Here is a 21,224-nt window from a genome sequence, read left to right as displayed (position 1 = left end):
ATAAATTAATACCGCCAACAAAACGGAAAACAAAAAACGCCCCCTCGATGACGTAAAACCGAGGGGGCGTTTTATCTGATTCAGGCTCAACAGATTGTTTAACCTTTCTTTTATTCTTCACGTGCGTGATTTAGGCTATATTTTGGAATTTCAACCACTAAATCTTGTTTGCCGACAAAACATTGGCAACTTAAACGGCTATCTACCTCTAAGCCCCATGCTTTATCAAGCATATCATCTTCCATATCAGTACTTTCATTTAAGCTATCAAAGCCTTCACGAATAATGACATGACAGGTTGTACAGGCACAAGATTTATCACAGGCATGTTCAATATCAATACCCGCATCAAGCGCAGCATCCAATAAATTCTCACCCTCTGCCACATCTAAAGCTAAACCTTCTGGGCAAAGTTCTTCGTGAGGTAAAAATACGACTTTTGGCATTTTAATCCTATCTCTTGAGGTTATTTTGAGTTTGTCATTACTTCGTCAATTCCTTTACCCGCAAGGGCATTACGAATTGACTTATCCATTCGACGCGATGCAAATTCTTGTGTTGCGAGATCGAGCTGTTTGATGCCTTGTTTAATCTCTTGCGTATCACCTTCTTTTTGCAAGCGTTCCAAAGAAATCATGGCGTGTTTAATCGCACTTAATTCTTCGTCATTTAATAAATTTTGATCATAATTTAATGCACTGCGAACTGTTTCCAGTACACGTTCGGCTTCCACACGTTGCTCCGCAAGTAAGCGAGCTTGAATATCTTCTTTCGCATTCAGCATGGAGGCTTTTAACATATTGGTGATTTCATCATCACTTAATCCATAAGACGGCTTAACCTGAATGGTTGATTGCACCCCTGTGGATTTTTCCATTGCGGTCACACTTAATAAACCATCTGCATCCACTTGGTAAGTGACACGAACATGTGCCGCCCCAGCTGCCATGGCTGGAATCCCTCTTAATGTAAAACGTGCCAATGAACGGCAATCGGCGACCATTTCACGTTCCCCTTGGACCACATGAACAGACATGGCTGTTTGTCCATCTTTAAACGTGGTAAATTCCTGTGCTCTTGCAACGGGAATCGTGGTATTCCTTGGAATAATTTTCTCCACTAAGCCACCCATGGTTTCGATCCCCAATGAGAGAGGAATAACATCAAGCAATAACATTTCGGAATCAGGTTTATTTCCAACCAAAATATCCGCTTGAATGCCCGCACCGAGAGCCACCACTTTATCAGGATCAATTGAGGTGAGTGGCTCTTTTTTGAAAAATTCTGCCACTTGTTCACGTACAAAAGGCACGCGTGTTGAGCCGCCCACCATGACCACTTCACATACTTCATCAATGCTAACATTGGCATCTTTTAATGCACGGCGACAAGCCAGTAGCGAGCGTTTGACCAATCCTTGAATGAGCTGATTAAACTGTTCACGCGTAATATGCCCTTGCCAGCCTTGATAATGAATATCCATTTCTTCATTGTCGGTTAAGGCGATTTTAATTTGGGTGGCAAGTTCTGTAAGTTGGCGTTGTTGTTGTGCATTTTGTGGTGCAATACCCGATTGATCCACGATCCAATCCATAAGTAAGTGATCAAAATCGTCGCCGCCTAATGCAGTATCGCCCCCTGTTGCAAGCACTTCAAACACGCCTTTTGATAAACGTAAAATCGAAATATCAAAGGTGCCACCACCTAAATCATAAACCGCAATCACCCCTTCTTGTCCGCTGTCTAATCCATAGGCAATTGCAGCTGCAGTGGGTTCATTTAATAAACGTAATACATTGATACCTGCTAATTTTGCGGCATCTTTGGTACTTTGACGTTGAGCATCGTCAAAATAGGCAGGTACAGTAATCACCGCCCCTGATAATTCACCTGCTAAACGTTTTTCAGCAAGTGCGGTTAATTTTTTCAAAATTTCAGCAGAAATTTCCACAGGGCTTAATGCCCCTTTAGCCGTACGAATTAGGGGTAACCCATTTTCACTTGCCTCAAATTGATAAGGCAAATTAGGATAACGCTGCTGCACATCTGCGAGGCTTCGCCCAATTAACCGCTTAACCGATACAATAGTATTTTGTGGCTGTTGGCTGGCTAATGCGGCGGCTTCATAACCCACGATGACATTATCCTGTTCAAAATGCACCACTGAAGGGACTAAAGGACGTGATTTTTCATCTAATAAAATATCCACTTGACCACTACGCACGGTCGCAATTAAGGAATTCGTCGTGCCAAGATCAATGCCCACGGCTAATTTATGTTGGTGAGGGCTTGCACTTTGACCTGGTTCTGCAATTTGAAGTAATGCCATTGTTTATCTCTATTCTCTTCTTTTTAATACTGGCTTTTATTATAGCAGTTTTCGGTTTTTATTGATTCAGTCAATGCTAAAAGTCTAGGAGTTTTTCTTCTACACGTTCTACTTCAACCAATAACTTTTTAATAAAGCGTAACTTATCATTAATGCTTTTCGCTTGTTGCCATTGCTGATTGGTTAAAGCATCGGATAGTTCACTTAACAAGGTATGTTGGCTTTGCTCAATCTCTGCACTAAAATCCATCAGGTGATCGGCATTTTTTTGTGCTTCAATCTCTTCCAATTGCTCACGCCATTGCATTTGTTGCATCAAAAAAGCCATGTCTCGGGTGCTCGTTTCTTCGATATTTTGTTGTTCACCCGTGTGTAATGCGATGATGCTTTCGGCACGTAAAATAGGATCTTTTAACGTTTGTAAGGCGTCATTTACTTCCGCAGAACGTTGCATCGCCAAACGTTGTTCTTGTGCTGAGTGTGTCGTGAAATTATCGGGATGCAAGGATTTTTGCAAAGCAAGATAACGTGTGGATAATTCACGTTGATCAACATGAAAATCGACGGGTAAATCAAAAATTTCAAATGGATTCATCTTTCACTCAAATCATAAGGTTAAAGGGATTACACGTGGAAACTTTCACCGCAACCACATTGATCTTTGACATTCGGATTATTGAATTTAAAGCCTTCATTTAACCCTTCTTTGGCGAAATCTAATTCCGTACCGTCTAAATAAACCAAGCTTTTTGCATCAACAATAATTTTGACACCATGTTGTTCAAACACTTCATCATCAGGATTTAACTCATCGACAAACTCGAGTACATAAGCTAAGCCAGAACACCCTGAAGTTTTGATGCCTAAGCGTAACCCAATTCCTTTACCACGATTGGCGAGGAAGGTTCTTACCCGATCTGCTGCCGTTTCAGTCAGTGAAATACCCATTAAATTCTCTACTCCATTGCGTCTTATAATATGAAAGGGGCAAAACTGCCCCAACTTAATTTTAGATGATTACTTTGCTTCTTTTTTCGCTTTGTAATCTGCAATTGCTGCTTTAATTGCATCTTCGGCAAGTATTGAACAGTGTACTTTCACTGGGGGTAATTCTAATTCTTCTGCAATTTGACTATTTTTGATGGCTTGTGCTTCGTCTAAAGATTTGCCTTTCACCCATTCCGTAATTAACGAACTTGAGGCAATGGCTGAACCACAACCATAGGTTTTGAATTTGGCATCTTCAATAATGCCGTTGTCATTCACTTTAATTTGAAGCTGCATCACGTCACCACAAGCAGGAGCTCCCACCATACCCGTTCCCACGTTGGCATCTTTTTTATCTAAAGAACCTACGTTACGTGGATTCTCATAATGATCAATTACTTTTTCGCTGTACGCCATATTCTCTTCCTTCCAGTTTAACAACCGTGCGATGCTGTTTTCTTCAAAAACTTGTTGAAAAACGACCGCACTTTTTATTTCCATGATGTGCAATTGAACGCCAGTCTCGCGTCCAACTGCCTTAATGTTTAGTGGTGAGTCCACTCAATAGTATTTAAATCAATACCTTCTTTAAACATATCCCAAAGTGGGGAAAGTTCACGCAGTTTTGTTACTGCATTTTTCACCAATTCAATGGTGTAATCAATTTCTTCTTCTGTGGTGTAACGACCGAGTGTAAAACGAATTGAACTATGGGCTAATTCATCGTTCAAACCTAATGCACGCAAGACATAAGAGGGCTCTAAACTCGCAGAAGTACAAGCCGATCCTGAAGACACTGCAATATCACGCAATGACATCATTAATGACTCCCCTTCAACATAGTTGAAACTGATGTTGAGGTTGCTATCTAAACGGTGTTCCATCGAACCATTAACATAGGTTTCTTCAATATCTTTCAAGCCATTATAAAGACGATCACGTAATGCTTTTAAGCGTGGCATTTCCGTTGCCATTTCTTCTTTACAAATGCGGTAAGCTTCACCCATTCCAACGATTTGGTGCACTGGTAAAGTGCCTGAACGCATACCACGCTCATGACCACCACCATGAATGATCGCTTCTAAACGAACACGTGGTTTACGTCTCACATATAATGCACCAATTCCTTTTGGTCCATAAAGTTTGTGGCTAGACATGGACATTAAATCCACTTTTAATTCAGCCAAATTAATCGGCAATTTACCCACACTTTGAGTGGCATCCACATGGTATAAAATTTTGCGTGCACGGCATAATTCCCCAATCGCCGCAATATCTTGAATCACCCCAATTTCATTATTCACGTGCATAATTGACACTAAAATGGTGTCATCACGCATGGCGTTTTTTAATTCGTCTAAATCAATTAAGCCATCTGATTTTGGATTAAGGTAAGTAACCTCAAAGCCTTCACGCTCAAGCTGACGGCAGGTATCTAATACTGCTTTATGTTCTGTTTTGCAGGTAATAATGTGTTTACCTTTGCTTTGATAGAAATGTGCAGCCCCTTTAATGGCTAGGTTATCAGATTCTGTTGCACCAGATGTAAACACAATTTCTCGAGAATCCGCACCGATTAAATCCGCAATTTGGTTACGGGCGATATCCACCGCTTCTTCTGCTTGCCAACCAAATTTATGCGAACGGGAAGCAGGGTTACCAAAGTTACCTTCTACTGTTAAATATTCCATCATTTTTTTTGCGACACGTTCATCAACGGGACAGGTTGCCGCATAATCTAAATAAATAGGTAATTTCATTCTTTTCTCACTCCTAAAAACTCTTTTTACTACACTGCATACTAATCATCTAAGATGATCAGATTGTCAAAATCACCATGGAATTCAATGCTATTAAATTTTTGATAATGTTTATCCACTAATTCTGATAAAGTGATGCCATTTAAAAAATCTTCAATACGTTGGCTCAGCTCTTTCCATAGTGCATGCGTTAAACATTCTGCCCCTTCTTGGCAATCACCACGTCCTTGGCAACGAGTGACATCAATATTTTCATTCACGGCATTAATTACCATGCCAACTGAAATTTCATTTGTTGGTAAGCCTAATTGATAGCCACCACCCGGCCCACGTACGCTTTTAACTAATCCATATCGGCGTAATTTTGCAAATAATTGTTCTAAATAAGACAACGAAATATGTTGCCTATCCGAAATATCAGACAAACTAACTGGGCCTCTTTTTGAATGTAATGCAATATCCAAAATCGCGGTTACTGCATAGCGTCCTTTAGAAGTTAATTTCATCTTGTCTTTCCCATCATTAATCAAGAGAACGCATATTTGCATATCATACTAATTTAGTCAACTATTCTGCTCAATTGTTCTTAGTCGTTTTTCAATTGCACTTAACATTCCACGCAAAATATTTAACTCATTTTTTTCCAAGCCAGCACGTTGATACAAACGTCTTAACTTAGGCATAACTCCTTGATTTTGAATAAATCCTAGCTCGGTATATAGGCGTTCAGTATGTTGAAAGAAATGCTCTATCTCCGAAAAATTTGGATAGGTATTTCCTATTGTTGAAAGTGATCGAGACATATCTTCTTGTGTAAGGAAAGCCATGCGTAACTCATAACAAACTAATTGGACAGCCATAGCAAGATTTAAAGAGGAATAGTCAGGGTTGGCTGGAATCGTTAAATGATAACGACATTTGAGCAATTCATCATTGGTTAATCCTATACGCTCACGCCCAAAAACAATTGCCACTTGCCCCTGTTGAGCAAATTCGATTGCGGTTTTTCCACATTCACGTGGTTCAATCAAGCTATTTTGTAAATGGCGTAATCTCGCACTGGTTCCAATCACTAATTGACAATCCGCAACGGCTTCATCAAAACTTGCCACAATCTTTGCTTGATTAACCACCTCTTCTGCCCCTGCGGCAAGGGCTAAGGCTTGTTCATCAATAGGGTGTTTTGGTGCCACTAAATACAAATGACGAAGGCCCATGGTCTTCATCGCTCGTGCGGCAGAACCCACATTGCCACTGTGCGATGTTTCAATTAACACGATTCGAATATTCTCTAACATAACGGGGATACATCTGACTAAAATAGAGGGTATTCTAACATAATACCCCTTATTTTCAGTCAACAATTTAGGCTTTCCCGAAGGATTGCTTTCAATTATCTTGGGGGAAGGAAATTTCTCTCGCCATTTTTTATGAGATTGCCTATAATAACCGCCAATTTTATGTTCTTTAAAATCTGGTGGAAACAATGAATCCAATGTTAAATATCGCCATTCGTGCGGCACGAAAAGCGGGCAATGTAATTGCTAAAGGTTATGAACGCCGTGATGACATACAAACAACGTTAAAAAGTCAAAATGATTATGTCACCAATATTGATAAAGCGTCAGAAGAGGCCATTATTGAGGTGATTAGAAAATCTTATCCTGATCACACAATCATTACTGAAGAGCGTGGTGCTTTAGAAGGTAAAGACAGCGATACTCAATGGGTTATTGATCCACTAGATGGTACCACAAACTTTGTTAAAGGTTTGCCTCATTTTGCTGTCTCCATCGCCATTCGTGTCAAAGGTCGCACTGAAGTTGGTGTCGTTTATGATCCTATCCGTAATGAATTATTCACCGCAGTACGTGGTGAAGGGGCGAAAATCAATGAAATGCGTTTGCGTGTTGAAAACAAACGAGAATTAACAGGTACGATTCTCGCCACAGGTTTTCCATTTAAGCAAACTCGTCTAATGCCAACACAATTTGCCATGATGAATAACTTAATCGAAGAATGTGCCGATTTCCGTCGTACGGGTTCTGCGGCTTTAGATTTATGTTATGTGGCAGCAGGTCGTGTTGATGGTTATTTTGAAATGGCTCTGAAAGCATGGGATATTGCAGCAGGTGATTTAATCGTGCGTGAAGCGGGTGGCTTAGTGTGTGATTTTAATGCAGGTCATCATTATTTAACTAACGGTCACGTGGTGGCTGCCGCCCCTCGCATTGTGAAAGAAATCTTAAATAAGATCCAACCTTGCTTAATTGATGAATTGAAAAAATAACGCAATTGGTTAAAACAAGTCCCAAAAACAACCGCACTTTTTAGCAAAAGTGCGGTGTTTTTTTTCATTTTTTTGCCTGTTGTTGCAATAGCCACGCATCTAATTCAGCCACATCTTGCTCCCATACTTGGGCTAACTTCGTGATCCAGTCACCAATCTGTTTTTCCCAGTCCGCTAAATCGGGATCTTGTGCATTGGCTGCCAGTTGCTGAAGACGTTTTAATCCAACCGAGGCAGCTGCTCCTTTTATTTTATGTGCGACAGAAAGCACAGCGTCTTTTTGGCGATGATCCGCTAAATAACCTTGATAATGCTCCGAAAGGGCTTGCATATACTCAGGCATGGTCTGTTTAAACAGGGCTAAATGGCGTTGAACAACAGGGGTGCCAAGCATTTCAATCAGATCCTTGAGCATCGGGACATCAAAATTTGCGTTGACTTGTTCCTGCTGATCGTGAGCAACGTCTGCCCTTTGCCCCACACTTTCATCGCCAAAAAAGTGGATTAAGCACGCCGTCAATTCCTCTAAGGCTAAGGGTTTGCGTAACACATCGTCCATGCCTTTTTCTTGATAGGTTTGCTTACTTTGCATCACATTAGCAGTGAGAGCCACTAAAGGTGGCAGATAATCATAACGCCCGTCTTGATAACCTTGGCGTAAGTGTTGTGCCACATCAAAGCCCAACATATCAGGCAACTGAATATCTAATAACACCAGATCATAATCATGTTGCTCAAATTGACGAATGGCATCCGCCCCCGTCATGGCAACATCCACTTGGTAGCCCAATTTTTCAAATACGGATTTGGCAACCACGATATTCACTTCAATATCCTCCACCAACAAAATGGATAAATCATGGGGAATCTGGTTCCAATAGGCATCGGGTTTATTCACTTCTTGTAGCGGTAAATGTAAGCAAAAACAGGTTCCTTTGCCTAATTCACTGGTGACCGTTAAATCCCCGCCCATTAACTGTGCAATGGCTTTGGATACCGCTAAGCCGATCCCACTGCCTAATGGTTTTAGTCCACTGGATTTTACTTGATAATACATTTCAAACACGTTATCTAACTCTTGCTCAGGAATCCCCACGCCCGTGTCAGACACCAAGAAATCAAGTCCATCCTGTTTTCTTTCCACTCGTAACCGCACTTCTCCTTGTGCGGTAAATTTCACTGCATTGCCAATCAAATTCCATAAAATTTGGCTCACCCGAGCATAATCTAACATTAACCAATGGGGTAAATTTTCCCCTTCCACGAGCTGAAATGTTAAGTTTTTTTCAACCGCCATGAGGGTGGCAAAGTTAGCAATATCATTAAGCAAATGCGGTAATGCCACTTCTTTTGGCTGAAGTTCAATACGACGTGCATCAATTTTTTCTAAATCAATGATGTCGCTAAAAATATGCCCGAGTGAAATCGCACTGATATTGATGGTTTTTAAATAATCCCGTTGTTTTGCGGTTAATTCTTCATCTAATAAAATACGGCTTAATCCAATGATCCCATTTAAGGGGGTTCGCAATTCATGACTGATGGTCGCCATTAATTGGGTTTTGTCACGGCTGGTTTTTTCGATATTATCCAACGCAACCGATAATTTTTTCTCCGCCAGCACCCGTTCTGAGACTTCGTTACGCAAATTATCCACTAACTGTTTTAACTCTTGTCTGGATCGTTCTAACTTCTCGACCAATACCGTGAAAAAATAAATCACAAAAGGGGCTGAAATCAGACCAAACACAATGGAGCGAATCATGTCTATCCAATACACTTCGCCAATAATAAAGAAACTCAACAAAGCTTGTGTACAAAGGGCTAAAATCGCCAAGATGATCACACCTAAAATTGAAAAGCGTAACCGCCCGAGACGAATCACCCAATCCACATACTGCTGAGTGAAATATTTAATGTTTTTCATGTTGTTATGCCTGTCTTTTGCTAAAAAATTGCGGCTATTGTATCACTATGTGAACATTACCAGAATCCATAGACTTCGTTATAATGCCACTCCAATTTTTCCTCATATTGTGGCAATGAGGCACACAAATAAGTCGGGGCAATCCGTTCTGGCAAACTCACATCCAATTGTTCAGCCAGATCCGTTAATACCTCTCTCAGTGGAAAGTGCAGCCAAGGTTGCACCAACGCCTGTTTATCCTGTTGCATTGGGCAATATTGAATCTCAGGCAAGGGGCTGAATGTGTCATCATCACGCTTTTTAGCACGATAAAAAGCAAAGCCCCAATCCGTGTCTTCATCGACCAAACACACCACATCAAGCTCTTTCATGCTATGCCGAAATTGACTCATCAAAGGTAAATTGGCAAGTAAACGGTTGGCATACTGCGGCTCCCAATACAAATTGACATGATTTTCATTCGGGTTATTTAACACCGTGGCAATGGCATGATGCTCTAAATCGGTCAGTTTACTATTGGGTTGCAACGCCTCTGGTTTCACAATACGTGGCGTCGCATTTAAATGGGCAAGTTCATTGCCTGAAACTAATTGTTCCAGTTTATGAGTCGTTAATTGATGCTGCTGACTTTCAAATCCCGGTCGATGATAGATCGGTTTTGTATGATCACAACGGGCTTTTAATCCCCGCCAATTCATCGGTAACAAGGCAATATTCGGTTGTTCTGCCACCTTATCTGCACGGTGTCGCCACACTCGTCCTGCCAACTGAATAATCGAACGCATAGAAGAGGGATCCACAATCGCCCAATCATAATCGTGATCTCGCCCCACTTCGGTCACGGGGCTACCTAATACAATAAAAAGATGATTTTTGGCTTTATGATCACTCAGGGGCACCGCAATTTCGGCATGTTTAAACAAGTGTTCTGGCTGGTGGCGATCCAAAATCTTATCCAGTTTTTCTTCCAAATAAGATCGTAATAACAGCAACTGCCTTGAATGATAACAACATAAATGCACCCGATAATCGGCAAAGGCTTCCGTGGCGTGTAAGCTAAACAACGCCTGTGCTAAAGGAATCATCGGTTGGATATTTGAAAAACGGATCAACCCCACACTGATTTTCTTTTGCGTATGCGGATCCCTTTGTCCATGTAAATCATGTAACTGGATTGCCTTTTGTAGTAAAGATTCCGCCAACACGCCATAATGCAACGCTTCCCCTTCTCTCGGTTTCAGTGAAGGTAAATTCAGAATCTCTGCTTGACGTCGCACAGGACTTTTCGCCAAGTTTTCTGCTCGCTTTAACACAAATTCTGTCTGTTTTTGCATAAACTCATCAGCCTGTTCACAACAATGTTGCACTTGCTGAAATTCATCCACCCAAGCACAACAAATGGGTAAATCGGCGACCAGCCCTTTTTGTTGATGATAAAGTTTGCGTCCTGCTTGATAGGCGTTAAACAAGCCCGTTATAAAATCTGGCGTTAAGGTGGCAGAAGACAGCAACACTCGGCTACCCAATAACCCTGCTAAATGCACTAAACGGCTTAATGCAGGCAGATCTTCTTGGGCAAAATCATCTGGCTCATCCAGAATTAAATCTGAGGTTAATAAACGTAAACTCGGCACAATGTGATGCCCACCTCGCACACTTTCTGAAGCAGAAATTAACTGATCTAAGGTACAGCTGACAATCGGGGCATAAAGCAGCTTTTTGGTTTTGTCATCTTGGCTGAGAAAAGCCAAAACTTCTTCATTTTCTACCGCACTTTCAATAAAACTCGCCCCTTCCACCTGCATTTCTTCTAGCCATTCTTCCGCACTTTCACTGCCTTGTTGTGCCAGTTTACTTTGCTTTTCCTGTTGCAATGCGTATAACTTTTTCACCGCACTGCCCCCCACTAGCACCGCTAAATCTTGCTCCGATAAATGCAAACGTTGTCTTAATGCACTCCCTGTTTGCAAGGTTAACACCCGCAACCCTAAGGCAATGGTAAATCTTGCCCCTTTTTTGCTGTCATTGAGGGCATACATCATCTTCGCATTGGCTAAGGTTTTACCACAGCCCGTACTTGCCATGTTCACACCGAAAAAGCCTTGTGACTCACTTTGTTGTTGCAACATACGTGCCACATTGACCGCTTTGTTTTGCCAAACAAAACGATCTTTGGCTAACTGCACAAAAGGTTTATGCTGTTTAATACGAGGTAATTCTTGCGGAAGTTTTGGCAATAAACGGGCGAAATGCACCGCAGTTTGGCAAACACCAATCAAATGTTCATCCAATCGTTGTTTAGGTTGATGTGTGTCTCGAGAGGTATTGGCGAACAAAGGAAAATCTTTATCCCCCAATTTTGTATTCTGATCTTGAGCAGAATAATAATGATCCCCCGTCATTAAACATAAACGAGCAAGTAACAATAAAAAGGGATCACGGGTTTCATTAAGGGAAAATAACGCTGGGTGATTCAAGGCTTTTTTCGCCCATCTTGCCAGACTTTTTTGCCAAGCTTGGCTTTGTGTAACCACCTGCTGAAATTGCCAAAATAGCTGTGGTGTGGGGTGTTCGGCAGCATTTGCCACCCAACCGATGGTCGGTTTGTAGGACTTAAATAAACTTTCAGCGGTAAACTTCGCATATCGGCGTAAATTCTTCGTGTATTGGTATTTTTGCGGCTGGGAAAAATCATGGGTAAAAGGCAAACGGTGATGGGACGTAATCAACCAAATCACAATCCGAGCCAAAGGGGGTAAATAAGCAAAATCTGAAAAATGGCTTTCATTGGGCTTATCGCAAATCACCCTAGCAAACCAATTTGGCTGTTGTGCTTCAAACTCTTGCCAGTTGGCGAGACGCACTAGCCAAGCCTGATCCGTTTGACAACCAGCGATCATCGCCTCAAATAAACGGGCTGAAATCCATTCATGTCGATAAGTGTCTGCCACTTTGGGGGCATTTTTATAAGGATCTAACTTGTTTTGAAACGCCACACTCGACTTGCCTAAATCATGCAAGAGTGCAGAAAGTGCGGTTAAAATTTGCAAAGAATAGGCATCTTTCCAATCTATTTCATCTTCTGCCCGTAAAATATTACGTTTTGTACGATTAGTCGGAACACGCCCTTGATCGTTAAATTGACGTCGATCACCCACAATCCATAATAACTCCGCCGAATTTTTACGATGTGTCCAATAACACGCCACGGCGGTATTTTTGCGGGCAGTTTGGCGTAACATTTTATACAATGTTTCCAAGCCTGCTTGGGTAATTGCAGTTTGCCACACGCAATCACCACAACGCTCGGCAAATTGATCTAAAATTCGACGTGTTTCTGTTAACGCATTTTTTTGACATTGACTAACCAGCAAAATATTCATCTGACGCTCCTTGTAAAGCCAGTTGTTGTAATCCTTCAATGATGATATCTAACGCCCCAAAACGCAGTAAATTTTCAATGCAGGCTTGACGAAATGCTTTCTCTGAATCACCACTTTGTGCCGAAATAAAGGCTTGTGGCAAAATCATGCTGTCTTTAATGATATCCGCCGCATCAAACACTAAGCCACCACGACGTGTTTTGCCATGTAATACTGCCAACCCGTGCGGTAACCCCAGCACCCAACATGCGGTTGCCCCTAAACCATAGGCTAAATAGTTGCTATGATCCAAAAATTGGTTGACTAAATCAATACTGTTGCCTCGTTCACTGCGTTTAAAATCAGGATCATTCATGGTTGCCTGATTCGCCAAGGCATACAGTTTGCTGGTTAAACGTCCTTCTGCCGCCAGTAAGGCTTGGCTGTGCTCTGCCTGCTCAAATTCCTGTTGATACTGTGCCACAAGTGCGGTCAATTTTTCACAAGAATAATGCCAATCTAACTTTGACCAAATGGGTTCAAGCAATGCTAAACGCTGTTGTTGTAAGGCTTTTGCTATGGCTAAACGCTTTGCATCATCAAACCAAAACTTGCACCATTGTTGCAAATACATCACTGGGCGATATTCACTTTGCGGACTAAAAAACTCACAGTCTAGCTCTGGCTCCGTGCCATTAAACAACGGCGTCCCACCTCCACTGCAAAAGCCCACCATCACGCCTGCTTTGGATAATTCTCGCATCGCCGCTTGCGTAATCGACGTCCCACTTCCCAACAATAAACAGCTTGTATTGGCAATGGGAATATTCCAATAAAGCGACTCCCGCCCTTCATCTGTTACATATTCCACTCGTCCACCATTCAACAACACACGACAATGTTCCAAATAATAAATATTGGCTCGTTTAGAATGCATAATCGTTTTTAAATCCGAAGAAGGAATATAAGGGGTCTTACGCATAATTTCTCCTTTTCGCCCTGCTTCTCATAAGAGGCAGGGATATTGTGGTTTTACATAACGTTATCCTTACTCAAATACAAGCTCTTAAACGCTTGCAAGGATTTACGCCATCTACACGATGGTGAACAAATTATCTGAAAAATTAGAAGTTAAAGAAGTTTTCTAAGCCATCTACACGATGGTGAACGGTTTATGAATTGGCCTCTAATTCTGACAACTTTTCTAAGCCATCTACACGATGGTGAACGTACAAAGGTTTTTTACGGACAATCAGAAGATTTTCTAAGCCATCTACACGATGGTGAACATAACGGCAACCATTTTATCACTGTTCCAGAGTTTCTAAGCCATCTACACGATGGTGAACCACGCGTATTTGTTTAGCCACGGGAGCCCGTTTTTCTAAGCCATCTACACGATGGTGAACAAATCGGCATATTTAACGATAAAATGCCGAGTTTTCTAAGCCATCTACACGATGGTGAACATGAATCGCCAAAAGAATTCGAACCAATAAATTTTCTAAGCCATCTACACGATGGTGAACGCTAAACAATGCTTTACCGTCTTGCCATTTCATTTCTAAGCCATCTACACGATGGTGAACAAATTAATCTACACGTAAAATATCGCATTTACTTTCTAAGCCATCTACACGATGGTGAACAGGCGGTAGCTATTTGCCTAATTTTTTTATATCTTTCTAAGCCATCTACACGATGGTGAACATCACTAAGCTGTGAATATATTTCACGGCTTATTTCTAAGCCATCTACACGATGGTGAACAAAGGTTTATGAAAAAGAGGAGCTTGAATGCTTTTCTAAGCCATCTACACGATGGTGAACATGCATCTTGCTGTAACTTGAGCAAATTGAATTTTCTAAGCCATCTACACGATGGTGAACATAACCGCCTCTAGATCTTCGCTGTAGTTGTATTTCTAAGCCATCTACACGATGGTGAACGCTGCGGATTTCTTCCATATCCCACGCTTTACTTTCTAAGCCATCTACACGATGGTGAACCTAAATAAATTTTGTTATATTTTCTGATCTTTCAAGTTGTTAAAGAACTGTTGAGAAGAAAACCCTTTTTTAGGGTGGAATAATAACCCTTTGATCTTATTTGAAAATATCTCAAGTAAGAAAAAAGGGTTAATGATAAGATTAAAAGTGAGGTACGCTTGCGGTGTGGCTTAATCCATAAGCGTTAAACAGCCCGAGACAAGGTTGTGAAAGCCTTTTCTCTTGCACTGCCAAAATAAAGCGTTGCCCCGTGCTAGCACTTTTTAAATGGCAATGTGGAAGAAAGGCAACCTGTTGTTGGCGTTGTTGCATTTCCGTTCTGATCGCCTCATCCCATCTTCCTTGACTTTTAAGACGCTTTTCAGTGCGGCGAATAGCACTTTGCCCTTTACGATGTACACGGCTATAACAGCGGTGTTCTGTATAAGATGGGGTTTGGTTTACCTCGCTAATTAACGCGTAATCTTGCAAACCTGATTGCAATAATTGTTGCTGTAATTGAGTGCAATCTTGTTGATGGGCAAAAATGCGTATAATTCCGCCTAGGGTTCGACCTAAGCCATAAGCAGGAAACGCCACGCCAACTCGCCCCTCAAAGTGCGGTAAAAATTGATGCAGAATTTGCATACAATGACTAATCACCTCACTTTGTAGCATATCCATTTGCGGAATGGCTTTCAGTTCAATGTAATGGGTTGTCATGGTTATTCCTTACCGCTTGCACCGAAGACACCACCACGAATCAACACGCTCATTACATAATGTTGTTGTTCCACTGATGGGACTTCGCCTTTTAAGAGCCAATTGTCAAATAACGTATAAAAATCCAATTTTGCTTTTGGTTGGCGGAAAGCCGTGCCCAATGTCGTCACAGCACCGTAAGGCTCCGCAGCGATTGGGAACGCCACTTCTTTGGCATACCAGGTATCAATTGTGCGAATAGCATTGCCCACTTTTTGAGAATGCATCCCTGCTTTTTGGTTGATTTCATATAAAATTTTGCTTTTGCGATTATTGGTTGAATTATCTAAGACTAATTCTTGTGACGGATATACTTCCTGACCATACCCCATATTGGCATATGCGGTAACATACAAAATCACAAATTTTTCACCTAATAAGCCTTGTTTTATTTCCTTAGCGATTTGATCAATCTTGTCATCTTGATGATCAAAATGATTTAAAGAAAGCTGTTTCGCATTATCAAAATGGACTGTATTTTCACCGCACTTCACGTCAATTCGGATATGCTCTGCCCCCATGCGATTACGCCATAACCAACGTGCATTGGCGATATTGGTGGCATAACGTTTCGCCAATTCATCAATACCTTGTTCAGATAAATACTGTGCAACGGTTGCCATGACTTGCTGTTGATAATTTTGATAATTACACACATTTGGACGCCCCGTAAAAGGCAACACTTTGACACTAAATGTCGCCACCAAGGTATCTTTGTCATCATCTAAGGTTGCCACATCCACACGTTGTAAATTGGCTTTTTCTGTTTCTGCATCAAGCTTTGCAGGATCATTGGTAATCGTATTTTTTAGGCGATTAGAAATCGTGCCTCGTACAGATTTCTCGCGAATACGCAACGAAATCGGGGCGTCTGTCTCATTTTTACTGTCTTTTTGTGCAAAAATTGCATCAGAAATATCAAGGTTACGCTCAAAGGCTAAGACGCTTGGGGTGGATAATTTGCTCATTATTATTCTCCTTGTGAAATCAGATAAAGGTTATTTTGTGGGGCGGTATAACGCCAAAAACATTGAGAAAGATCTTTCGGTAAGCTCAAGGGGAAGACCCATTTCCCTAAGCTGTAAAGGGTCTCGACATATTGGCTTGCATATTGTGTGGTGCGGCAATGCTGTAATTGTCCGGGTTCAAACTGTGGGGAAATGGCTTGATAACCAACAGGAATTGGCACAAGCCAGCCACGCCCTTGTTTCACGTTGTATGTTTGCCACTCAGATGTGGTCGCATTAGCATGATCTGGAATATGGTGTAATGTCGAGACTTCTAACAAGGCATCAAGTGCGGTCGCTTCTGGGAAAATATTGAGACGGGATGGTTGTACATTACCCTCTTCATCAAGTTGCCCCACACGTAAGCCCGTTTTCAGTTCTTCCGTAATATTGACTAATTCTTGTTTGGCATCCATCAATACAAAAGCAGGCGTCAACGCCAATGGAATATCTTGGTCTTCTTCGAGGTTAAATAACTGAATAGCCCCTATTTCTAACACGGATCCACCTGCTATACGCTGTTGCCAAAGTAACTGTTTACATGTCTGTAAAAAATCTTGGTGTGTTTGGCTTGCTTTATCGGTCAATGCATCAAATGCACGATCATCTTGTACATGCACTTCCACCACCAAAGACAGATCTAAATGGATTTTTCCTTCTTCAATAATTGCGGCTGTTTTTCCATCTCGCTTAATCGGATTGCGGGTTTGTTTAAAAGTGCGGTCTGAAAATGCTGAGTTTTGATATGTCTGTAATTCGTAATCATGGCACGCCACCATCACGCCACCAAACTGGACATTGTAATGTGTTAATTTTCGATTGAGTGCGTGTATTGCCCCTGTAAAACCTGTTAATGCGGGGAAACCATAGCTCAACGGTCCCGAAATCGCATTTGCACTTTGTATTTTGATATGATCAAATAAAATATAAAAATCAGTTTGAAACATCTTCCCCTCCTATGGATGACGTAAACGGTAACCTAAGGTGCGACGAATATTACGACGCCATTCGTGATATTCCGCATTGTCAAAATCGTTGGCGATGTGAGGAAAACGTTTTTGCAAGCGTTTATTCAGCCACAAGGCAAAACGACGCTCAATCTCCAACACCCAATCGCCTTTTTCATACTCAAGGCGAAACGCATCTTCTTCTGGCAAATTAGCACGTTTTGGATCAAGCCAATATTTCTCACTCAGTTCTAATTGATAGGCTTTCGACCAGCCCGCAGGTTGTTTTTGTAATAAACCAGCATGAAATAAAAACATATTCAAAATATTATTTAAGGCATCAATGCGACTATCTCGCACTTGATAAACATTTTTACGTGCTTCAACCACCTCAAATAATTGACGTAAGCCATAACGGCAAGCATAGGCAAGACGGTCATTAAAAATGGTGGTTTGCGAAGGAGAAAGTTGAAATTGGCGACTTGCCGTCATAATCGGCGGTAAAGAAGGGAGGAGATAATTACGACCACCTTGGGCTGACATCAACAATGAGATATTTTGAGGCTTGCTACCACCTAATGCCACGGTGGCAAGCTGAGCAATAGAAAGATAATGGGTTTGATCTGCCGTTTTTTTATGACGATTTTCTCTCGCTTGTTTATTTTGCTCAGAATAACGGTTGTTATTTACTTTTTGGTAAAATGCATAAGTCAAAGAGGAAGGATAAAGCGGAATTAAACAGGTATAATCATCCTCTTCTATCGAATTTTCTCCATTCGCCCAAAATACCTGCTTGTTTCTCTCGTGGGTTTCAGGTTCAGTTAAATCCCCTGTTAATGCTTGCTGAAACTGCTTTTTATAGATGTCGGACACCGCTACATCATCAGAAAAGCAACCTTCTAGTCTCGGGTCATCCGCAAGTAATAAATCTCGCAATTTAAGCTGTTTTTCTTCATCAACAATAAAATTGAAAAAGGAAGCAAGAGGAAGAGCCGCAGCATTTCCATTCGCATCGAGTGCTAAATGACTGACACTTTGTGAACCCACATATTCAGGTGGCAGCGAATCACTTGGTTGAAAATTCACATTATCACCTTTTGTATCAGGATGAATGCCCTTCGCAATATGGGTACCAAACTTGAGTTGTTTTGCCATCACGTTAGCCGCATTGGCTATCCATGTATCAAATTGATATTTTTGATCAAATTCTTGAATGAGTTGAGTGAGATGTTCGATCTCTGTGGGGTCAGTGGCTTTAGCGAGCTTTTTACGTTCGCCTTCGGATTTTTTGAGGTTTTGTTCTTGAAGGAACAACGCAATTCGTTTTTTAATCGCATGAGACATTATTTTATACCTCCAGTGTATATTTGAAGCTAATAAAATACAAAAAATAGAAAATGTCAATTAATGTAAAGATGAGGAAATAAAAAACAGAATAAAGTTGTAAAAACTTAAAATAACCAGAGGAATATTGAATAAAATTTAAACGCCCAAAAAAAATAGCGGAACACTCGGCTTCCGCTATTCAAAAATGGCATATTCTTTTGACACTACTTTACAGGTCGGCTTTCACCCTCACCACCCAACAATTATGAATTTGCTTATTGCGTTCAAAATCCAGTGGGAGGGTTTTGGCGGTAATATCCACCGCACTTAAGCCAAGCGTTTCCAAGCCCTCAAGATCCATTTTGAAACCTCGTTTATTGTTGGAAAACACGATGGTGCCATTCGGGCGTAAAATACGTTTTAATTGGGTCATTAGCTTAATATGATCCCGTTGCACATCCCAGCTGTCTTCCATGCGTTTTGAGTTAGAAAATGTCGGTGGATCCACGAAAATCAGATCAAATTGACGATCACAACGAGCAAGCCACTGTAAGCAATCCGCTTGAATAAGTTTATGCGGTTTGCCGTCCAAATCATTGAGCAATAAATTTTGTTCTGCCCAGTTTAAATAGGTGTTTGACATATCCACGGTGGTGGTGGATTTCGCCCCACCCAGTGCAGCATGAACTGTCGCCGAACCAGTGTAAGCAAACAGATTTAAAAAATCCTTGCCTTTTGCCATTTCGCCGAGCATTTTGCGGGTTAAACGGTGATCAAGGAATAAGCCTGTATCCAAATAATCCGTTAAATTGACCCACAATTTTGCCCCATATTCATTCACATAAAAATAATCACCTTTGTTGGCGAGCTTTTCATATTGATTGGTGCCTTTTTGTTTTTGGCGAACTTTTAAAATCAGTTTGTTGGTTTCCACGCCCGTCACTTGCAAGGTCGCTGTCACCGCATCTAATAACCGTTGGCGTGCTTTGTTTTCATCAATATTTTTCGGTGCGGCATATTCTTGCACCACGATGTGGTCATCATAGCGATCCACCGCTAAATTATATTCGGGTAAATCCGCATCATATAAGCGATAGGCATTAATGCCTTGTTGTTTCGCCCATTTTTCAATTTTTTTGCTATTTTTTTGTAAGCGATTGGCAAAATCCACCGCCACTTGAACAGGTTCAGAAGTGTGGTCTTTTTCTGAAAAGTTTTGCTCATTGCTTTCACTGAGAGAGGTCGCTCGTGGGCTAATATGATAATTTTTTTGCACACAGTCTAACGGACCATTTTTGGCTTTAAATTGACGGTGAGAACGCAAACGTAAGCAATCTGACAAGGCAGGTTCGCCACTGAAAATCGACACATTCCAATCGGCAAACTGCTGTTTCAAACGCTGACCGAACACGGAATATAAAGCAATTAAAGCAGGTGTGGTGCCTAAACGTTCGCCATAAGGTGGGTTACAAATCAGCGTGCCTTTTTCGTCGGTAACAGGATTTTTTAAGGCAGCCACATCCCCTTGTTGCCACTGAATTAAATGAGCCACGCCCGCATTTTGGGCGTTGCGTTTGGCTTTTTGTAACACACGATGATCTAAATCGAAACCATAAAAATGGGCTTGCGGATTTTGCTTAGCCGTTTGTTCCGCCAAGGCAATGGCTTCGCCTTTCACCTTGTCCCATGCCTGTTGATTGTGCCCTTTCCAGAAATCAAAGCCCCAATGCAGACGATGTAATTGCGGTGCAATATTGGCTTGCATTTGTGCCGCTTCAATCAACAACGTGCCCGAACCGCACATGGGATCTACCAACGGTGTACCCACTTGCCAGCCTGAACGGAGCACAATGGCGGCGGCTAAGGTTTCCCGCAAAGGGGCTTTGCCCGTGTCTTCACGATAACCCCGCATATGCAAGGCATCACCGCTTAAATCCAGGGAAAGCACCAAGTTTTCACGATTTAAATAGGCGTGAATGCGAATATCGGGATTGTCTTTATCCACATTCGGACGGGCTTTTCCTGCACGTTCAAAATAATCCACAATGCCGTCTTTCACTCGCATTGCACCAAATTGGGTGTGGCGAATTTCTCGGTTGGTGCCGTTAAAATCCACCATAAAATGGGCTTTTTCATCAAAATAATCTAACCAATTTTGCCCGATCACCGCAGAATACAAATCTAAATCGCTATACACTTTACTGGTTACAATGGGCAATAAAATGCGGGAAGCCAAACGTGTCCATAACAAAATGCGGTATTGGGTTTCCTCATCGGCATGAAAATGCACGCCACCTTGTGCAATTTGGCAATCGATGGCACCCAGTTCGGTTAATTCGACTTTAAGTAATTCTTCAAAGCCACGTGCGGTGGTGGCAAAAAGTTGTTTCATAGGGGATCTCAGTTGATGAAAATGGCGTGAATTATAGCAGATAATCTGCCTTTTCGTGAATTTATTCCATTTCACCTCACGCCTCTCTTCCAGCCTTAACGGGTAAAAAATGGATAAAAAAATCTGCGTTGTTCAGAAAAAAGTCA

General features: G+C 41.5%; 17 protein-coding genes and 1 CRISPR repeat array. Of the genes, 1 reads left to right on the top strand and 16 read right to left on the bottom strand.

Annotation, left to right across the window (positions count from 1 at the left end; genetic code table 11):
* Positions 1-110: 110 nt before the first annotated feature.
* From fdx to trmJ, 8 genes are all read right to left on the bottom strand, one after another.
* Positions 111-446, bottom strand: coding sequence for an ISC system 2Fe-2S type ferredoxin (gene fdx / locus ACPEEM_RS00675; RefSeq protein WP_424402449.1), 336 nt, complete (start codon positions 444-446; stop codon positions 111-113).
* A gap of 20 nt (positions 447-466) precedes the next feature.
* The gene (gene hscA, locus ACPEEM_RS00670; protein ID WP_424407323.1) at positions 467-2,329 is read right to left on the bottom strand and encodes a Fe-S protein assembly chaperone HscA; all 1,863 of its coding nucleotides are present in this window, start codon (positions 2,327-2,329) and stop codon (positions 467-469) included.
* 76 nt (positions 2,330-2,405) lie between these two features.
* Entirely contained in the window at positions 2,406-2,924 is a 519-nt protein-coding gene (gene hscB / locus ACPEEM_RS00665) for a Fe-S protein assembly co-chaperone HscB (protein WP_424402447.1), read from the bottom strand.
* Positions 2,925-2,953: 29 nt separating this feature from the next.
* Positions 2,954-3,277, bottom strand: a complete 324-nt coding sequence (gene iscA / locus ACPEEM_RS00660; protein ID WP_424402446.1) for an iron-sulfur cluster assembly protein IscA — start codon at positions 3,275-3,277, stop codon at positions 2,954-2,956.
* A 69-nt stretch (positions 3,278-3,346) separates the two neighbouring features.
* The gene (iscU, locus tag ACPEEM_RS00655; RefSeq protein ID WP_424402445.1) at positions 3,347-3,733 is read right to left on the bottom strand and encodes a Fe-S cluster assembly scaffold IscU; all 387 of its coding nucleotides are present in this window, start codon (positions 3,731-3,733) and stop codon (positions 3,347-3,349) included.
* A gap of 128 nt (positions 3,734-3,861) precedes the next feature.
* Positions 3,862-5,076 carry an IscS subfamily cysteine desulfurase gene (locus tag ACPEEM_RS00650; RefSeq protein ID WP_424402444.1) on the bottom strand — a complete coding sequence of 405 codons (1,215 nt, stop codon included), beginning with the start codon at positions 5,074-5,076 and terminating at the stop codon, positions 3,862-3,864.
* 41 nt (positions 5,077-5,117) lie between these two features.
* Positions 5,118-5,582, bottom strand: coding sequence for a Fe-S cluster assembly transcriptional regulator IscR (iscR, locus tag ACPEEM_RS00645; RefSeq protein WP_424402443.1), 465 nt, complete (start codon positions 5,580-5,582; stop codon positions 5,118-5,120).
* Between the two features lie 57 nt (positions 5,583-5,639).
* Positions 5,640-6,374: a tRNA (cytosine(32)/uridine(32)-2'-O)-methyltransferase TrmJ gene (gene trmJ, locus ACPEEM_RS00640; protein WP_424407321.1), complete on the bottom strand. Its 735-nt coding sequence runs from the start codon at positions 6,372-6,374 to the stop codon at positions 5,640-5,642.
* A 188-nt stretch (positions 6,375-6,562) separates the two neighbouring features.
* On the opposite strand from trmJ, the gene suhB reads away from it, so the two are divergent.
* Positions 6,563-7,366, top strand: coding sequence for an inositol-1-monophosphatase (gene suhB / locus ACPEEM_RS00635; RefSeq protein WP_424402441.1), 804 nt, complete (start codon positions 6,563-6,565; stop codon positions 7,364-7,366).
* A 64-nt stretch (positions 7,367-7,430) separates the two neighbouring features.
* On the opposite strand, the gene ACPEEM_RS00630 is transcribed toward suhB, so the two are convergent.
* The 8 genes from ACPEEM_RS00630 to rlmKL form a co-directional block, all read right to left on the bottom strand.
* Entirely contained in the window at positions 7,431-9,293 is a 1,863-nt protein-coding gene (locus ACPEEM_RS00630) for an ATP-binding protein (protein ID WP_424407319.1), read from the bottom strand.
* Between the two features lie 56 nt (positions 9,294-9,349).
* Positions 9,350-12,676 carry a type I-F CRISPR-associated helicase Cas3f gene (gene cas3f, locus ACPEEM_RS00625; RefSeq protein ID WP_424407317.1) on the bottom strand — a complete coding sequence of 1,109 codons (3,327 nt, stop codon included), beginning with the start codon at positions 12,674-12,676 and terminating at the stop codon, positions 9,350-9,352.
* Positions 12,657-13,637 (bottom strand): type I-F CRISPR-associated endonuclease Cas1f, encoded by a 981-nt coding sequence (cas1f, locus tag ACPEEM_RS00620; protein ID WP_424407315.1) that lies wholly within the window; start codon positions 13,635-13,637, stop codon positions 12,657-12,659. Before cas1f ends, cas3f begins: the two co-directional genes overlap by 20 nt.
* A 99-nt stretch (positions 13,638-13,736) precedes the next feature.
* Positions 13,737-14,665: direct repeats of the CRISPR family, unit length 28 nt; unit sequence TTTCTAAGCCATCTACACGATGGTGAAC.
* A gap of 141 nt (positions 14,666-14,806) precedes the next feature.
* Entirely contained in the window at positions 14,807-15,367 is a 561-nt protein-coding gene (gene cas6f / locus ACPEEM_RS00615; RefSeq protein WP_424402437.1) for a type I-F CRISPR-associated endoribonuclease Cas6/Csy4, read from the bottom strand.
* Positions 15,368-15,369: 2 nt separating this feature from the next.
* Positions 15,370-16,374 (bottom strand): type I-F CRISPR-associated protein Csy3, encoded by a 1,005-nt coding sequence (csy3, locus tag ACPEEM_RS00610; protein ID WP_424402436.1) that lies wholly within the window; start codon positions 16,372-16,374, stop codon positions 15,370-15,372.
* Positions 16,375-16,376: 2 nt separating this feature from the next.
* The gene (gene csy2, locus ACPEEM_RS00605; RefSeq protein WP_424407313.1) at positions 16,377-17,360 is read right to left on the bottom strand and encodes a type I-F CRISPR-associated protein Csy2; all 984 of its coding nucleotides are present in this window, start codon (positions 17,358-17,360) and stop codon (positions 16,377-16,379) included.
* A gap of 9 nt (positions 17,361-17,369) precedes the next feature.
* Positions 17,370-18,704, bottom strand: a complete 1,335-nt coding sequence (gene csy1 / locus ACPEEM_RS00600; protein ID WP_424407311.1) for a type I-F CRISPR-associated protein Csy1 — start codon at positions 18,702-18,704, stop codon at positions 17,370-17,372.
* Positions 18,705-18,915: 211 nt separating this feature from the next.
* Complete coding sequence (rlmKL, locus tag ACPEEM_RS00595; RefSeq protein ID WP_424407309.1) at positions 18,916-21,078, bottom strand: bifunctional 23S rRNA (guanine(2069)-N(7))-methyltransferase RlmK/23S rRNA (guanine(2445)-N(2))-methyltransferase RlmL; 2,163 nt, start codon at positions 21,076-21,078, stop codon at positions 18,916-18,918.
* Positions 21,079-21,224 lie beyond the last annotated feature (146 nt).

Source organism: Pasteurella pantherarum, assembly GCF_049670885.1.
Taxonomy (GTDB): domain Bacteria; phylum Pseudomonadota; class Gammaproteobacteria; order Enterobacterales; family Pasteurellaceae; genus Pasteurella.
The sequence above is the reverse complement of the archived record's forward strand: the minus strand, read 5'-3'. Positions and strand labels throughout refer to the sequence as shown.

Bases quoted from the DNA above. Each gene is read 5' to 3' on its own strand.
- hscB (WP_424402447.1), bottom strand. From the start codon at position 2,924: ATGAATCCATTTGAAATTTTTGATTTACCCGTCGATTTTCATGTTGAT.
- cas6f (WP_424402437.1), bottom strand. From the start codon at position 15,367: ATGACAACCCATTACATTGAACTGAAAGCCATTCCGCAAATGGATATG.
- rlmKL (WP_424407309.1), bottom strand. From the start codon at position 21,078: ATGAAACAACTTTTTGCCACCACCGCACGTGGCTTTGAAGAATTACTT.
- csy3 (WP_424402436.1), bottom strand. From the start codon at position 16,374: ATGAGCAAATTATCCACCCCAAGCGTCTTAGCCTTTGAGCGTAACCTT.
- hscA (WP_424407323.1), bottom strand. From the start codon at position 2,329: ATGGCATTACTTCAAATTGCAGAACCAGGTCAAAGTGCAAGCCCTCAC.
- iscR (WP_424402443.1), bottom strand. From the start codon at position 5,582: ATGAAATTAACTTCTAAAGGACGCTATGCAGTAACCGCGATTTTGGAT.
- fdx (WP_424402449.1), bottom strand. From the start codon at position 446: ATGCCAAAAGTCGTATTTTTACCTCACGAAGAACTTTGCCCAGAAGGT.
- csy1 (WP_424407311.1), bottom strand. From the start codon at position 18,704: ATGTCTCATGCGATTAAAAAACGAATTGCGTTGTTCCTTCAAGAACAA.
- iscU (WP_424402445.1), bottom strand. From the start codon at position 3,733: ATGGCGTACAGCGAAAAAGTAATTGATCATTATGAGAATCCACGTAAC.
- suhB (WP_424402441.1), top strand. From the start codon at position 6,563: ATGAATCCAATGTTAAATATCGCCATTCGTGCGGCACGAAAAGCGGGC.
- cas1f (WP_424407315.1), bottom strand. From the start codon at position 13,637: ATGCGTAAGACCCCTTATATTCCTTCTTCGGATTTAAAAACGATTATG.
- trmJ (WP_424407321.1), bottom strand. From the start codon at position 6,374: ATGTTAGAGAATATTCGAATCGTGTTAATTGAAACATCGCACAGTGGC.
- csy2 (WP_424407313.1), bottom strand. From the start codon at position 17,360: ATGTTTCAAACTGATTTTTATATTTTATTTGATCATATCAAAATACAA.
- ACPEEM_RS00650 (WP_424402444.1), bottom strand. From the start codon at position 5,076: ATGAAATTACCTATTTATTTAGATTATGCGGCAACCTGTCCCGTTGAT.
- cas3f (WP_424407317.1), bottom strand. From the start codon at position 12,676: ATGAATATTTTGCTGGTTAGTCAATGTCAAAAAAATGCGTTAACAGAA.
- iscA (WP_424402446.1), bottom strand. From the start codon at position 3,277: ATGGGTATTTCACTGACTGAAACGGCAGCAGATCGGGTAAGAACCTTC.
- ACPEEM_RS00630 (WP_424407319.1), bottom strand. From the start codon at position 9,293: ATGAAAAACATTAAATATTTCACTCAGCAGTATGTGGATTGGGTGATT.